Source organism: Bosea sp. RAC05, assembly GCF_001713455.1.
Lineage (GTDB): Bacteria > Pseudomonadota > Alphaproteobacteria > Rhizobiales > Beijerinckiaceae > Allobosea.
Window position 1 is genome coordinate 3,269,493 of the sequence record NZ_CP016464.1, and the last position, 13,331, is coordinate 3,282,823.

Annotated in this window: 14 protein-coding genes, 1 tRNA gene and 1 pseudogene; 8 read left to right on the top strand and 8 right to left on the bottom strand. The window is 68.6% G+C overall.

Features of this window, described 5'->3' with window-relative positions; genetic code table 11:
- Positions 1–14: 14 nt before the first annotated feature.
- The 4 genes from BSY19_RS18900 to BSY19_RS18915 all read right to left on the bottom strand — a co-directional run bounded on the left by BSY19_RS18900 (position 15) and on the right by BSY19_RS18915 (position 4,110).
- Positions 15–662, bottom strand: a complete 648-nt coding sequence (locus BSY19_RS18900; protein ID WP_069055492.1) for a cation efflux transmembrane domain-containing protein — start codon at positions 660–662, stop codon at positions 15–17.
- A 98-nt stretch (positions 663–760) separates the two neighbouring features.
- Positions 761–1,537 carry an SDR family oxidoreductase gene (locus tag BSY19_RS18905; RefSeq protein ID WP_069055493.1) on the bottom strand — a complete coding sequence of 259 codons (777 nt, stop codon included), beginning with the start codon at positions 1,535–1,537 and terminating at the stop codon, positions 761–763.
- Between the two features lie 132 nt (positions 1,538–1,669).
- Positions 1,670–3,628, bottom strand: a complete 1,959-nt coding sequence (locus BSY19_RS18910; RefSeq protein WP_069055494.1) for a putative bifunctional diguanylate cyclase/phosphodiesterase — start codon at positions 3,626–3,628, stop codon at positions 1,670–1,672.
- A 104-nt stretch (positions 3,629–3,732) separates the two neighbouring features.
- The gene (locus tag BSY19_RS18915) at positions 3,733–4,110 is read right to left on the bottom strand and encodes a DUF2147 domain-containing protein (protein WP_069055495.1); all 378 of its coding nucleotides are present in this window, start codon (positions 4,108–4,110) and stop codon (positions 3,733–3,735) included.
- Between the two features lie 128 nt (positions 4,111–4,238).
- On the opposite strand from BSY19_RS18915, the gene BSY19_RS18920 reads away from it, so the two are divergent.
- Complete coding sequence (locus BSY19_RS18920) at positions 4,239–4,640, top strand: DUF2177 family protein (protein WP_069055496.1); 402 nt, start codon at positions 4,239–4,241, stop codon at positions 4,638–4,640.
- Here BSY19_RS18920 and BSY19_RS18925 read toward each other — a convergent pair.
- The 4 genes from BSY19_RS18925 to lipB all read right to left on the bottom strand — a co-directional run bounded on the left by BSY19_RS18925 (position 4,602) and on the right by lipB (position 7,987).
- Positions 4,602–5,219 (bottom strand): hypothetical protein, encoded by a 618-nt coding sequence (locus tag BSY19_RS18925; RefSeq protein ID WP_069055497.1) that lies wholly within the window; start codon positions 5,217–5,219, stop codon positions 4,602–4,604. The two genes, BSY19_RS18920 and BSY19_RS18925, sit on opposite strands and share 39 nt — an antisense overlap.
- 77 nt (positions 5,220–5,296) lie before the next feature.
- Entirely contained in the window at positions 5,297–6,904 is a 1,608-nt protein-coding gene (locus BSY19_RS18930; RefSeq protein WP_069055498.1) for a carboxyl transferase domain-containing protein, read from the bottom strand.
- Between the two features lie 115 nt (positions 6,905–7,019).
- Positions 7,020–7,220, bottom strand: coding sequence for a hypothetical protein (locus BSY19_RS18935; protein ID WP_069055499.1), 201 nt, complete (start codon positions 7,218–7,220; stop codon positions 7,020–7,022).
- Between the two features lie 92 nt (positions 7,221–7,312).
- A complete protein-coding gene (lipB, locus tag BSY19_RS18940; RefSeq protein WP_069057245.1) occupies positions 7,313–7,987 on the bottom strand; it encodes a lipoyl(octanoyl) transferase LipB in 675 nt (224 codons plus the stop codon).
- A 148-nt stretch (positions 7,988–8,135) separates the two neighbouring features.
- Between lipB and BSY19_RS18945 the strand changes: the two genes are divergently transcribed.
- The 7 genes and pseudogenes from BSY19_RS18945 (at position 8,136) to BSY19_RS28480 (ending at position 13,328) form a co-directional block, all read left to right on the top strand.
- Positions 8,136–8,402 (top strand): FliM/FliN family flagellar motor switch protein, encoded by a 267-nt coding sequence (locus BSY19_RS18945; protein ID WP_069055500.1) that lies wholly within the window; start codon positions 8,136–8,138, stop codon positions 8,400–8,402.
- 97 nt (positions 8,403–8,499) lie between these two features.
- Positions 8,500–8,584: transfer RNA gene (locus BSY19_RS18950), tRNA-Leu, on the top strand.
- 187 nt (positions 8,585–8,771) lie between these two features.
- Complete coding sequence (gene mgtE / locus BSY19_RS18955; protein WP_069055501.1) at positions 8,772–10,178, top strand: magnesium transporter; 1,407 nt, start codon at positions 8,772–8,774, stop codon at positions 10,176–10,178.
- A gap of 75 nt (positions 10,179–10,253) precedes the next feature.
- Positions 10,254–11,183 (top strand): glycoside hydrolase family 25 protein, encoded by a 930-nt coding sequence (locus tag BSY19_RS18960; protein WP_069055502.1) that lies wholly within the window; start codon positions 10,254–10,256, stop codon positions 11,181–11,183.
- Positions 11,184–11,300: 117 nt separating this feature from the next.
- Positions 11,301–12,227, top strand: a complete 927-nt coding sequence (locus BSY19_RS18965; RefSeq protein ID WP_069055503.1) for a glycoside hydrolase family 25 protein — start codon at positions 11,301–11,303, stop codon at positions 12,225–12,227.
- 91 nt (positions 12,228–12,318) lie between these two features.
- Positions 12,319–12,867, top strand: a pseudogene (locus tag BSY19_RS28475) (CorA family divalent cation transporter); the annotation flags it as partial.
- Positions 12,868–12,911: 44 nt separating this feature from the next.
- Positions 12,912–13,328 (top strand): CorA family divalent cation transporter, encoded by a 417-nt coding sequence (locus tag BSY19_RS28480; RefSeq protein ID WP_083247702.1) that lies wholly within the window; start codon positions 12,912–12,914, stop codon positions 13,326–13,328.
- Positions 13,329–13,331: the final 3 nt, after the last annotated feature.

The following is a 13,331-nucleotide window of genomic DNA, read 5'->3' on the forward strand; positions in this document are numbered from 1 at the left end:
AAGGCAGGCCGCCTTTATAGCCCGGCTGCGGGGGCTGTCGCCGCCTTGTTCTGCACAGGCACCTCGGCAGGCTTCGGGCGGAGCGACCGCCAGATCGCCCAGCTCGCCTGGAAGCACAGGCCCGCGACGAAGAGATCGAAGAGATATTCCGGCCAGCGCACCGGGGCGACGCGGGCCGCCAGCCCGAGCAGGGCGAAGCCGGTCGTCGAAATCACGTCGTTGCGCGACGACAGCCAGGTCGCCTTGATCACCGGGTTGGCTTCGCCCCGGAAACGCCAGAGGACGCCGACGATCAGAACCGCGATGACGACCGCGCTGCCGGCCGAGAAGCCCAGCGCCCAGACCTCGATCGGCCGTGGCGTGATGATCTTGGCGGCGAGGTCGTAGAGCGTGTGCAGGCCGGCCATCGCCATCACCGCGCCGATCGCCATGGCCGCCAGCCGCTCGGCCCGGGCATCGCGCCCGAAGACGATGGCGGCGATGCCGTAGAGCGCGACGTCGTAGACCCAGTCGACGCCGTCCTTGAACAACTGGGCATTGCCGACCGCCAGCGCCCAGGCGACGACGCCGCTGGCGAAGACGAGGATGCCCAGCGCGATTCCCCAGATGGTCAGGGTGTAGGCGCGGGCGGTTTTCGCCTCGACCGGAAAAGGCTCACTCATTTGGGGCTACCAGGCCGTCATTCTCGGGCGCAGCGAAGCGAAGACCCGAGAATCCCCTGCCGGAGATGCCCGGGTCAAGCCCGGGCATGACGCTGCAATCAACCCCGCCCGACGAAAGGCGCGGTCGTCGCCATCACCGTGACGAAGAGCACATTCGCCTCCGGCGGCAGGCTCGCCATGTGCAGCACGGTCGTCGCGACGTTGTCGACGTCCATGACGGCCTCGACCTTGATCGAGCCATCCGCCTGCGGCACGCCCGTGGTCATCTTGCGGGCCATCTCGGTCAGCGCGTTGCCGATGTCGACCTGGCCGACGGCGATGCCGTATTTGCGCCCGTCTAGCGAAGCGGTCTTGGTCAGGCCGGTGATGGCGTGCTTGGTCGCCGTGTAGGCGACCGAGTTCGGCCGCGGCGCATGGGCCGAGATCGAGCCGTTGTTGATGATGCGGCCGCCCTGGGGAACCTGGTCGCGCATCGCCTTGAACGCCTCCTGCGTGCACAGGAACGGGCCGGTCAGGTTGGTGTCGACCACCTTCTGCCAGTCCTCCAGCGAGAGGTCTTCCAGCATGATGCCGCCCGGCGCGTTGACGCCGGCATTGTTGAACAGCACGTCGACGCGGCCGAAGGCGGCGGTCGTCCTGGCAAAGAGCGCCTGCACCGAGGCCTTGTCGGTGACGTCGGTCGGCACCGCCAGGGCCCGCCCGGCGGCGACGCCCGACAGCGCGATCGTCTCCTCGAGCGCATCCGCACGGCGCCCGGCCAGCACGGTGCGGTAGCCGTCCTTCAGGAAGGCGAGCGCCACCGCCCGCCCGACGCCCGAGCCGGCTCCGGTGATGATGGCGACCTTGTCATGGGCGGGCGTGCTGGCGGCGGGCATGGCGAATCCTCTGGTTTCTTGCCGGTTCAACCGTTTCAAATCCGGTGACGCCAGCATAGCAGCGTGCTGCATACAGGGAACTGCGATTCGCGCAGGCGCCTTGCGCGGCCAGGGCGCGGGGGCCGCTTCAGCCTATCCCGCGATCGCCTGCTTGGGGTCGAGCCAGGGGCAATTCACGGCGGTCTGCGGCTGCTCGACGGGGCGGCCGACGAGATAACCCTGGAAGGAATCGATGCCGAGCGACAAAAGCGCCGCCGCCTGCTCCTCGGTTTCCACCCCCTCGGCCACGATCTGCAGGTCGAAGCGCCGGGCGATCAGCGCGGCGCCCTCGATCACCGAGCGCGACCGGCCGTTGATGTCGGCGATGAAGGACTTGTCGATCTTGATCTGCCGCATCGGGAAATCGCGCAGCCGCGCCAGAGACGAATAGCCCGTGCCGAAATCATCGACGGCGAGGCAGATCCCGAGCGCGTCGAGCTGCGTCAGCACCGCGAGGATCTGCGCGTCGTCGGCGGGCAGGAACACCGATTCGGTGACCTCGAGATGCAGCCACTTGGCCGCGAGCTGATGACGATCGAGCGCATGGCGGACGATGTCGACGAATTCGGGCTGCGAGAGCTGGCGCACCGAGCAATTGACCGCGACGGCGGCGCGAACGCCGCCCCCCTGCCAGCGCGCCGCCGCGGCACAGGCCCGGTCCAGAACCCAGGCCCCGACCATGGCGATCTGGTTGCTCTCCTCCGCGATCGGGATGAACTCGTCGGGCGCCAGGGTGCCCAGCGTCGGGTGGTTCCAGCGCAGCAGCGCCTCGAACCCATGCAGGTCTCCGGTCGCGGCCGCGACGATGGGCTGGAAGGCCAGCCAGAACTGATCCTGCCGGAGCCCCGGCGCGATGTCGTCGGCGATGCGCTCGCGGCGCTGCAGGGCGACCGCGAGCGAGTGATCGTAGCGCAGCGGCGAGGCCGAGTTCTGCCGCTTGGCCTCGGCCGCCGCGAGATCGGCCGCCCAGATCAGCTCCTCGAGGCTCTGCCCGTCGGCCGGGCTGCTGGCGACGCCGATGCTGGCACCGACGTCGAGCGTCTGCCCGTAGAAGACGAAAGCCGTGCGGAACAGGCTCTCCAGCCCGTCGATGACCGGGGCCTCGCTGAGCGAGGCCGGCATCACCACCACGAGTTCGTCGCCGCCCCAGCGCGCGATCATCGCCTCCTTGGGCAGGCGGGTCATGAGGCGCGTCGCGACCTCCCGCAGCACATAATCGCCGGCCTCGTGGCCGAGCGTGTCGTTGATGCGCTTGAAGCGATTCAGATCGAGGAAATAGGCCCGCATGGGCTCGTCCTCGGCAATCCGCTCGAACTGTTCGGTCAGGCCGCGGCGGTTGAACAGGCCCGTCAGCAGATCATGCGAGGCCTGATGCTCGAGAGTCTCGGTGCGTTCGCGCACCTTGTTCTCGAGAGTCTGGTTGGCGTCCAGGATCTCCGCCATCAACTCGTTGTTGCGCTGCCCGAGCTGGACCGATTGCAGCAGCAGCATCCGATTGGCGCGATGCCCGACGATCATCACGCCCGCGAAGATCAGCCCGAGGACGCCGATCACCGATTCCTGCCCCGGCAGCGTCATCAGGCGAACGCAACCGGGCACCATCAGAAGCGTGATGTAGAACGGCCCGATCCAGCTGAAGGGCGCCAGGATGCCGATGGCCCCGGCCGCCATGCCGGCAAAGACGATGCTGGCGCTGTAGCGAACCAGAGGGTCGGGCGTGGTGAGCAGCAGCCAGGCCAGCACGGCCCAGCAGCCCGCCGCCGCCAGCATGCCGAGGCCCGCGATCAGGATCTGGCGCTCGGGCGTGACGGTGGCCCGCATCGCGCCACCGAGTGCATGGTGGGCGACGATTCGCAGCAGCGACACCGCCGCCACCAAGGCCAGCCACCACCACACCCACACGATCCCGGCGGACCAGGCGAGCAGGGTGACCGCAAGCGACGCCGCGAAATTGACGAACAGCGCCGGCAGATAGTTGCGGCGCACGATCGGGAGAAGCGCGGCGGCGACCTGACCCGACGGTTGCGAGGGCGCGGGAGGATACGAAGTCAACCGGCTCGTCCAGTCTGAGAGACTCACACGTGTGTGTCACACATACACGACAATCGGCATCCAAACGTAAACATCGCACAAAGAATGGCGCGGGCGTTCCGATCCTACTGCGCCGGGGTCCAGTTCACGGTCTTGCAGAGCACGCCGATGATGCAGCCGCGCGTCGAGAGACCGTCAGGCTTGACCGTCAGCGTCATCGCGAAGCGGCGGTTGCGCTTGGGATCGAAGGCTTCGCCCTTCAGGCTGTCGCCGCCCTCGGGCTTCAGCGTCAGCACCAGCCGGTCGCCGACCTCCTCGCCGCCGCTCGTGTCCTTGATCCAGACATTGGTCGCGCAGATGTTGCTGCCGCAGGGCGCGATGCGCACGCGCGCATTGCCGTCGTCGCGCAACCAGACGCCGCTCGGATCGGCACTGTTGGCCAGCGCCGGCAGCACCGGGGCGATCGACAGGCCAAGGGCGATCAGCATCGTCTTCAGCATCATGGCGTCCTCTCCAATCGTTTCGGTCCCTGAATACGCGGCAGGAGCGCCGCCGGTTTCACGATCACGCGCAATGTGATCCCGCCGGCATCTGGGGGCGTAACCATCACACAGCAACCCGGAGAGCCCCCTTGAAAACCCTCCTGACGGCCTATGTCGCCGCCGCCCTCGCCTTTCTCGCGGTCGATGCGGTCTGGCTCTCGACCATGGCCGATCTGATGTACCGCCCGCTGCTGGGCGATCTTCTGGCCCCGAGCTTCCGGCTCGCGCCCGCCATCCTGTTTTATGTGATCTACATCGCCGGCATCGTCTTCTTCGCGATCCGCCCCGCCCTCGCGACCGGCCGGCTGGCGACGGCGGCGCTGCACGGCGCGGCGCTGGGTTTCGTCGCCTACGGCACCTATGACCTGACCAACCATGCGACGCTGCGCGACTGGCCGGCCATCATCACCGTCGCCGACATGATCTGGGGCACGGTGCTGACGGCAAGCGCCTCAGTCGCGGGCTATGCCGCCGCCCGGCGCTTTGCCTGAGGCGGCGGTCTCCGCCTCCGCCAGCAGGGTCGAGAAGGAGAGCGCGGTGAAGGCGGTCAGCCCTCCCGCGCTCATCATGTTGAGGCGCAGCAGGGCGGCATATTCCGCCTCGCTGTAGAGATGGAACGGCGCGCCATAGGCGCCGTGAAACAGGGCGTAGGCCAGGAAGCAGAAGCCGGCGAGCGGGAAGGCCGCGATCCAGCGCTCATGGGGCCGGAAAATCAGCAGCGCCAGCACCGCGCAGGGCACGAGGAAGATCTCGACGCCCGAGGCGACGCCGAACACCTTGGCCGAGAGCAGCGTGTTGGCGATGCCGGCGACAGGCAGCATCGCCCGCCCGATCAGCGTGTTCCAGCGCGACAGGGCGGGCACCGCCAGGAAGAACGGCGTCGACAGGAAGGTCCAGGCCGTGGGGCCGATGTCGGGACCGACCGTCCAGTAGAAGTACAGCGGGTAGAAGGGCTGGTTTGAGGCGACCAGCAGCGCGAAGAAATTCGCCGTGGCGACGCGGGGATCGGGATGATCCGCATAGGCCTTGAGCGCGGCCAGGCCGTCCTGGAACCGGGCGATGAGGGACATGACGGGCATCCTCGTGCGGGGGACGATGCCGCATCTACGCCCCCCGCCGCGGCTTGGGTCACAGCCTCGGGCGTTGCCTACATCCGGAAGACGCCGAACTTCGTCTCCGGCACCGGCGCGTTGAGGCAGGCCGAGAAAGCCAGCGCCAGCACCCGTCGGGTCTCGGAGGGCAGGATGATGCCATCGTCCCAGAGCCGCGCCGTGGCGAAATAGGGCGAGCCCTCGGACTCGATCTTGTCGCGGATCGGCTTCTTGAAGGCCTCCTCCTCCTCCGCGGACCAACTCTTCCCGTCCGCCTCGATGTTGTCGCGGCGTACTGTCGCCAGCACGCTGGAGGCCTGCTCATGGCCCATCACCGAGACGCGGGAATTGGGCCAGGAAAACAGGAAGCGCGGCGAATAGGCCCGCCCGCACATGCCGTAATTGCCCGCACCGAAGGAGCCGCCGACCAGCACGGTGATCTTGGGCACCCGCGCCGAGGCAACCGCCGTGACGAGCTTGGCCCCGTCCTTGGCGATGCCGCGGGTCTCGACATCGCGGCCGACCATGAAGCCGGTGATGTTCTGCAGGAACAGCAGCGGGATGCGCCGCTGGCAGCACAGCTCGATGAAATGCGCCCCCTTCAGCGCGCTTTCCGAGAACAGGATGCCGTTGTTGCCGATGATGCCGACGGGGATGCCGTGGATGCGCGCGAAGCCGGTGACCAGGGTCGTGCCGTAGAGCTTCTTGAACTCGTCGAACTCCGAGCCGTCGACAAGCCGGGCGATGACCTCGCGGATGTCGTACTGCTTTTTGAGATCGGTCGGGACGACAGCCTCGAGCTCGGCCGGATCGTAGAGCGGCTCGACCGGCTCCGCGATGTCGATGTCGGGCCGCTTCACGCTGTTGAGGTTGCCGGCGATGCGCCGCGCGATGGCGAGCGCATGGGTGTCGTCGCCGGCATAATGGTCGGCGACGCCCGAGAGCCGGGCATGGACGTCGGCGCCGCCGAGATCCTCGGCGCTCACGACCTCGCCCGTCGCCGCCTTCACCAGCGGCGGGCCACCCAGGAAGATCGTGCCCTGATTCTTCACGATCACGGTCTCGTCCGACATGGCCGGCACATAGGCGCCGCCGGCCGTGCAGGAGCCCATCACCACCGCGATCTGCGGAATGCCTTCCGCCGAGAGCGTCGCCTGATTGTAGAAGATCCGGCCGAAATGCTCGCGATCCGGGAAGACCTCGGTCTGGTGCGGCAGGTTCGCCCCCCCCGAATCGACCAGGTAGAGGCAGGGCAGCCGGTTCTCGCGTGCGATCTCCTGCGCGCGGAGGTGCTTCTTCACCGTCATCGGGTAGTAGGTGCCGCCCTTGATGGTGGCATCGTTGCAGACGATGACGCATTCGCGCCCGGCGACGCGGCCGATGCCGGCGATCATGCCGGCGCCATGCACGTCGCCCTCATACATGCCGTAGGCGGCGAGCGAGCCGATCTCGAGGAAGGGCGAGCCGGGATCGAGCAGGCGCAACACGCGCTCCCGCGGCAAAAGCTTGCCGCGCGCGACATGGCGCTCGCGCGAGCGCTCGTTGCCGCCGAGCGCAGCGGTGGCGCGCCGCTCCAGCAATTCGCCGCGCAGACCGGCCCAGGCCTGCGCATGGGACTGCGCATCGGCCGAAGCCAGATCGACCTTGCTCTCGATGACCGGCACGACGCGCTCTCCCAGCAGAAGATATCCTCGCCGGGTTATGGCGCGGACCGCCGCAAACGCCAACCGCCGGGATGCTCACAGGGGATGGTCGGAATCCCCCATGCCCGGCCGCGCCCTAGTCGGCGCTGCGGTTGATCGAGCCCGTCACCGTCGGGCCGGCGACGGCGCCGATCGCGCCGCCGGCCACGGCACCGATCGGCCCCAGAACGATGGCGCCGGCTCCGGCGCCGGCGGCGGCACCGGCAATGCGCTTGTCGGTAGTGGTACAGGCCGCAAGGCTGGCCGCGAGCGCAGCCGCGAGCATGAAACGCGTCATGGCCGTCCGTCTCCTGTCGTCCGTTTCGGAAGGGGCAGGATCGCCGGGGATGGTCAACGCGGCGTAAACGCCTCCGGCCGCCAGCGCCCGCCTCAGGCCGCGACGCTCGGCCCGAAGATCCGCTCGAACGCGACACGCAGCGCGACGTCGACATCGGCCATGGCGACCGGCAGCCCGAGATCGACCAGCGAGGTGACGCCGTGCCGGGTGACGCCGCAGGGCACGATCCCGTCGAAATGGGCGAGTTCCGGCTCGACATTGAGCGAGATGCCGTGGAACGAGACCCAGCGCCGCACGCGAATGCCGATGGCGGCGATCTTGTCCTCGGCGTCGGGCGCCTTCTCGGGTCGCCGGACCCAGACGCCGACCCTGTCCTCCCGGCGCTCGGCCCGGACGTTGAAGGCGTCGAGCGTGCCGATCAGCCAGGCCTCCAGCGCCGCCACGAAACGCCGGAGGTCCGGCTCGCGCCGCTTCAGGTCGAGCATGACATAGGCCACGCGCTGGCCGGGGCCATGATAGGTGTACTGCCCGCCGCGCCCGCTGCGATGCACCGGGAATCGCTCCGGCGCGATCAGGTCCTCGTCCTTGGCCGAGGTGCCGGCGGTGTAGAGCGGCGGGTGCTCCAGCAGCCAGACCCGCTCGGGGGCAAGACCGTCGGCGATCAGCCCGGCGCGGTGTTCCATCTCGGCCACCGCCTCGTCATAGCCGACGAGCCCCTCCGCCACGACCCATTCCACCGCCGGCGAGCCGGCGGCGGGCCAGAACATTTCGGAGAGCGCCTCGCGCGTCTTCACTGCGCATTAACCCTGTTGCGACCAACTTCGGAAGGAAGCGGCGGCGAGCCTCATGCTCCCTGCCGGAGCAACAGGCAAGTTTGGTTGTTCGTATTCTGAAGTAGGGTTCCGGAGGCACGACTTGAAGGCCGATCTCGATCTCGTCCCCGTCGAACTGACGGTCGTGCTGGGTTCCGCGCGGATGCCGATCTACAAACTGCTGCGCATGGGCCGCGGCGCCATCATCGAGCTCAACGCCAGCGAGACCGACGAGGTCCAGATCCTCGCCAACAACCACCCCTTCGCCAAGGGCATCGTGGTGGTCAGCGGCCAGAAGATTTCCGTCGAGATCACCCAGATGCTGAAGCGCCCGACGGTCTACACGCTTCAGACCGTGGCGGCTGCCTGATCGCCTTTTCCTGCGCATGGCCCTTGTGGCGACGGATTCGATTTGCTAGACCCGCGCCGCTCCGGAGTTCACCGCCACGGCGGGATGCTTCGACGCCGCGGTCATGGCGGAATTGGTAGACGCACTACCTTGAGGTGGTAGCGGGGAGACCCGTGGAGGTTCGAGTCCTCTTGACCGCACCAGATTGGGGCCCAGGCCCGGCGAACGGCGATCCGCGAGGATCGCCGTTCGCGTTTCGGGCCCCGCGCGCTTTTCGCCGCAATCGCGCCGTGTTGCATTGCAACGACGCCGGGCCGCTGACACAAGGGCGGCAGGCGCCGCGCCGGATCCGGTTGGGCCGAACCTGTTTCTCGCAGCACGGAGCGGCCCATGACGGACACCGAGAACGCTGCCGTCGAATCGTCCGAGCGCCCGATCCGCGACGAGGACGGCGCGATCGATTCCCGCCTCGTCGAGCAGGTCTCGCAGGCGCTGCAGCTCTCCGACCTGACGACGCTGCGCGCCGTCGTCGCCGACATGCACGAGGCCGATCTCGGCGCGCTGCTCGAGGCGCTCGACGCCGAGGAGCGGACGCGGCTGATCTCGCTGCTCGGCCGCGACTTCGACTTCACCGCGCTGACCGAGGTCGACGATTCGGTCCGCGAGGAGATCCTCGAGACGCTCTCGGCCGAGACGGTCGCCGAAGGCGTGCGCGACCTCGACACCGACGACGCGGTCTACATCCTCGAGGACCTCGACGAGGCCGACAAGCAGGACGTGCTCGACCGGCTGACGCCGGCCGAGCGCATCGTCCTGCAGCAGGGCCTCGATTATCCCGAGGGCAGCGCCGGCCGGCGCATGCAGAGCGAGATCCTCGCCGTTCCCGCCTTCTGGACGGTCGGCCAGACGATCGACCATCTGCGCCAGACCGAGGACCTGCCCGAGCGCTTCTTCGAGATCCTCGTCGCAGACCCCGCGCACCACTTCGTCGGCTCGGTGCCGCTCGACCGGCTGCTGCGGACGCGGCGCCCGGTCGAGATCGCCACCCTGGTCGAGGAGGACAGCCGGGCTGTGAAGGCGACCGACGACATCGAGGACGTCGCGCGCCTGTTCCAGCGCTACAACCTGATCGCCGTCCCGGTCATCGACGAGGCCTCGCGGCTGGTCGGCGTCATCACCGTCGACGACATCGTCGACGTGATCGAGGAAGCGGCCGACGACGACGTCAAGCAGCTCGGCGGCGTCAACGCCGACGAGGAGCTCTCCGACCCGGTGCGCCAGATCGCGCGCAGCCGCTTCAGCTGGCTCTTCGTCAACCTCTTCACCTCCTTTCTCGCCGCCGCGGTGATGAGCCTGTTCGAGGCGCAGCTCTCCCAGGTCGTGGCGCTGGCGATCCTGGCGCCGGTGGTGGCGAGCCAGGGCGGCAATGCCGCGACACAGACCATGACGGTGGCGGTGCGGGCGCTGGCGACGCAGGAGCTCGGCGGCTGGAACCTGCGCCGCTTCTTCACCCGCGAGATGATCGTGGGGCTGATCAACGGCGTCGGCTTCGCGCTGATCACCGGCCTCGTCGCCGCGCTCTGGTTCGGCAGCCAGGGGCTGGGCGTCGTCATTGCCATCGCCATGGTGGTCAACCTGCTGGCGGCGGCCATGGCCGGGGTGCTGATCCCCGTGCTGCTCGACCGATTCGGGATCGACCCCGCCGTCGCCTCGGGCACCTTCGTCACCACGGTGACCGACGTGGTCGGCTTCTTCTCGTTCCTCGGCGTCGCGGCGATCTGGCTCGCCCAGGCCTGAAACGGACGGATCGCGTCAGCGTAAACGGCCCGTCAAGCTTTCTCCTCAATCTTGCGGCACATGACTCCTCGCCGCATGACCCCATTCAAGCCCGCAACCCTTCTCGCCGCTGCCGCGCTGGTCGTGCTCGGCGGCTGCGTCGCCATGGAGGGCCACTACCCGGCCAAGGGCGATGCGCGCCCGCATCCGGGCGTCGCGGAAGCCCTTCGCTATCCGATCCAGGGCATCGACATCTCGCGCTGGCAGGGCGAGATCGACTGGACCGCCGTGAAGGGCGCCGGCACCCGCTTCGTCTTCATGAAGGCGACCGAAGGCGGCGACCACCTCGACCCCGCCTTCCAGCGCAACTGGGAGGGCGCGCGGCGCGCCGGCATTCCCCGTGGCGCCTACCATTTCGTCTACTGGTGTCGCCCGGCCCATGAACAGGCGCTCTGGTTCAAGCAGCACATCCCCAACGATCCCGACGCGCTGCCCCCGGTGCTCGACGTCGAGTGGAACGGGCATTCGAGAAGCTGCCCGAAGAAGATCGCGCGCGACCTCGCGCTGGAGAAGATCCGGCTGATGTTGACCGAGCTCGAGCAGCTCACCGGCAAGAAGCCGGTCATCTACACCGACATCACCTTCCACAAGGACGTGCTCGAGGGCGAGTTCAACGACTACCCCTACTGGATCCGCTCGACCGCCGGCCTGCCCGAGACGCGCTACGCCAACCGGCCCTGGGAGTTCTGGCAGTTCACCACGACGGGCCGCGTGCCCGGCATCAAGGGCGACGTCGACCGCAACGCCTTCTTCGGCAACGAGGGCGAGTTCATCGGCTGGCGCACCGGCGAATTCGACATCGGCACGCGGCAGTGGAATCGGCAGCGGCCGGTCCCGCCGCAGCCGAGCCCCGGGCCCGAGCGGCCTGCGGCCCCCTCGCCCACCATCGCCGCGATCCCCGGCAGCGTCGCCCCCGTCTCGTCGGCCTTCGCGCCGGCAGCCGACGCGGTCGCCGACGACGAGTGACCCGTCGGCGCCCGGGCCGGTTAACCAAAGCTGAAACAAGCGCGGCGCATTCGATCCAATTCTAACCGGCCCTTAACCACGGCCTCGCCATCTCGGAAGGCAGGTCAGGAGAAGGAGATGCCGGTGCGATCGACGATGTGGAAGCGGGTGGCCCTCCCGGCCGTCCTTGCCGGCCTGCTCGCCGTCCTCACCGGCCCCGCCGAGGCGCTCTATCCCAAGAAGAGCGATTCCTCGCCGCATCACGGCGTCCGCGATGCCCGCCGCCAGGCGATCCAGGGAATCGACGTGTCGCGCTGGCAGGGCGAGATCGACTGGGAGAAGGTCAAGGACGCCGGAACCCGCTTCGTCTTCATGAAGGCGACCGAAGGCGGCGACCATCTCGATCCGAACTTCCGGCAGAACTGGGCCGGCGCCAAGCGGGCCGGCATCGCGCGCGGCGCCTATCACTTCGTCTGGTGGTGCCGCCCGGCGCACGAGCAGGTGCGCTGGTTCAAGCGCCACATCCCGCGCGATCCCGACGCCCTGCCCCCCGTCCTCGACGTCGAGTGGCAGCACGGCTCACAGTGCAACCGCAAGGTCTCGCGCACGCAGGTGCTCGAGAAGATGCGCATCATGCTCGCCGCCCTGCAGGAGCACACCGGCAAGAAGCCGATCATCTACACCGACATCAACTTCCACGAGGACATCCTCGAAGGCGAGTTCAACGACTATCCCTATTGGCTGCGCTCGACCGCCGCCCCGCTGAAGCATCGCTACAAGCGTGAGAAGTGGGAGTTCTGGCAGTTCACCACCACCGGCCGCGTCCCCGGCATCACCGGCGACGTCGACCGCAACGCCTTCTTCGGCAGCGAGCGCGAATTCGCCGCCTGGCGCGAAGGCCGCTTCGACATCGGGACCCGGCGCTGGCGCAGCGGCGAGCCGAAGGTCGCCGGCGGGAAGCCGCCCGCGACCGCGGCCGGCGCGCGCACCCCGCAGGCCGCCGGCGGCACGCCGCTGCGGCCGCCGCCCGCCCGCATCCCGCAGCACACGGCCAGCGCCGACTGATCCGGCAGCCCGGCGTCGCACCGTCATCGAAGCGTCATCGAGCGGGCGCAGGCCTCGTCCTGCCCCTCGCACACGATGTCCCGCCTCGATGATGAGCCTCAACGCCACCCGATCCGACGCCCAGTCCAGACTCGGCATCATCTGGGCCTACCGCTTCGATCCCGAGGGCGTCCCGACCCTGATCGAGCGGAGCACCGTCCCGGAGGTCACCCCGGACACCGGCTTCGTCTGGATCCATCTCGATCTCGTCCACAGCCGCGCCAAGGACTGGATCACACAGCAGCCCTGGCTGCCGGCGGCGGCCGAGGACATGTTCGTCTCGCCCGAGAGTCATCAACGGCTGGACCACTCCTCCGGCCTGGTCTGGGGCGTCTCGCACGACCTCGTCCGCGACGTCGCCGCCGATTCCGACATGGTCGGGCCGCTCTACTGGATCGTCGGCGAGCGCCTGCTGCTGACCGGCCGGCGCGAGGCCCTGCAGTCGATCCGCCTCGCCGCCGATGCGCTCAGCCGCGGCGAGACGGTGGAGAGCCCGGTCCTGCTCTTCGAGCTGATCATCGAATACATCATCGACGACGTCGCCCGGGCGGTCGTGCGGCTGATGGACGAGACCGACGATGTCGAGGACCAGGTGCTGGCCGACAGCTTCGACGACGCCCCGCCCGCGTCGGTGCGGTCAGGCGCATGGCGGTCAGGCTGCACCGCCAGCTCGGCGGCCTGCATCTGCTGTTTCGACGCTTCTCGGAAACCAATTCGGGGCGCAAATCGCCCGACGAGGTCAAGGCCGCCGCGGCGCGCCTGCTCCAGCGCATCGACGGCCTGCATCACGACGTCCAGTCGGTGCAGGACCGCGCCCGCCTGCTGCAGGACGAGATGTCCGCCCGCACGGCGAGCCAGACCAACCGCCAGCTCTACGTCCTCTCGATCCTGACGGCGCTGTTCATGCCGGCGACCTTCATCACCGGCATGTTCGGCATCAATGTGAAGGGCCTGCCCTGGATGGAGCACGATCTCGGCGCGCTCTTCGTCGCGGTGACCTGCCTGGGTGCCGCGCTGCTGACGCTCGTGATGCTGCGCCGTCGCGGGGTGATCGGCGGCTGAGGG

Bases quoted from the DNA above. Each gene is read 5' to 3' on its own strand.
- BSY19_RS18905 (WP_069055493.1), bottom strand. From the start codon at position 1,537: ATGCCCGCCGCCAGCACGCCCGCCCATGACAAGGTCGCCATCATCACC.
- BSY19_RS28480 (WP_083247702.1), top strand. From the start codon at position 12,912: ATGGCGGTCAGGCTGCACCGCCAGCTCGGCGGCCTGCATCTGCTGTTT.
- BSY19_RS18915 (WP_069055495.1), bottom strand. From the start codon at position 4,110: ATGATGCTGAAGACGATGCTGATCGCCCTTGGCCTGTCGATCGCCCCG.
- lipB (WP_069057245.1), bottom strand. From the start codon at position 7,987: ATGTTCTGGCCCGCCGCCGGCTCGCCGGCGGTGGAATGGGTCGTGGCG.
- BSY19_RS18935 (WP_069055499.1), bottom strand. From the start codon at position 7,220: ATGACGCGTTTCATGCTCGCGGCTGCGCTCGCGGCCAGCCTTGCGGCC.
- BSY19_RS18900 (WP_069055492.1), bottom strand. From the start codon at position 662: ATGAGTGAGCCTTTTCCGGTCGAGGCGAAAACCGCCCGCGCCTACACC.
- BSY19_RS18960 (WP_069055502.1), top strand. From the start codon at position 10,254: ATGACCCCATTCAAGCCCGCAACCCTTCTCGCCGCTGCCGCGCTGGTC.
- BSY19_RS18965 (WP_069055503.1), top strand. From the start codon at position 11,301: ATGCCGGTGCGATCGACGATGTGGAAGCGGGTGGCCCTCCCGGCCGTC.
- BSY19_RS18925 (WP_069055497.1), bottom strand. From the start codon at position 5,219: ATGTCCCTCATCGCCCGGTTCCAGGACGGCCTGGCCGCGCTCAAGGCC.
- mgtE (WP_069055501.1), top strand. From the start codon at position 8,772: ATGACGGACACCGAGAACGCTGCCGTCGAATCGTCCGAGCGCCCGATC.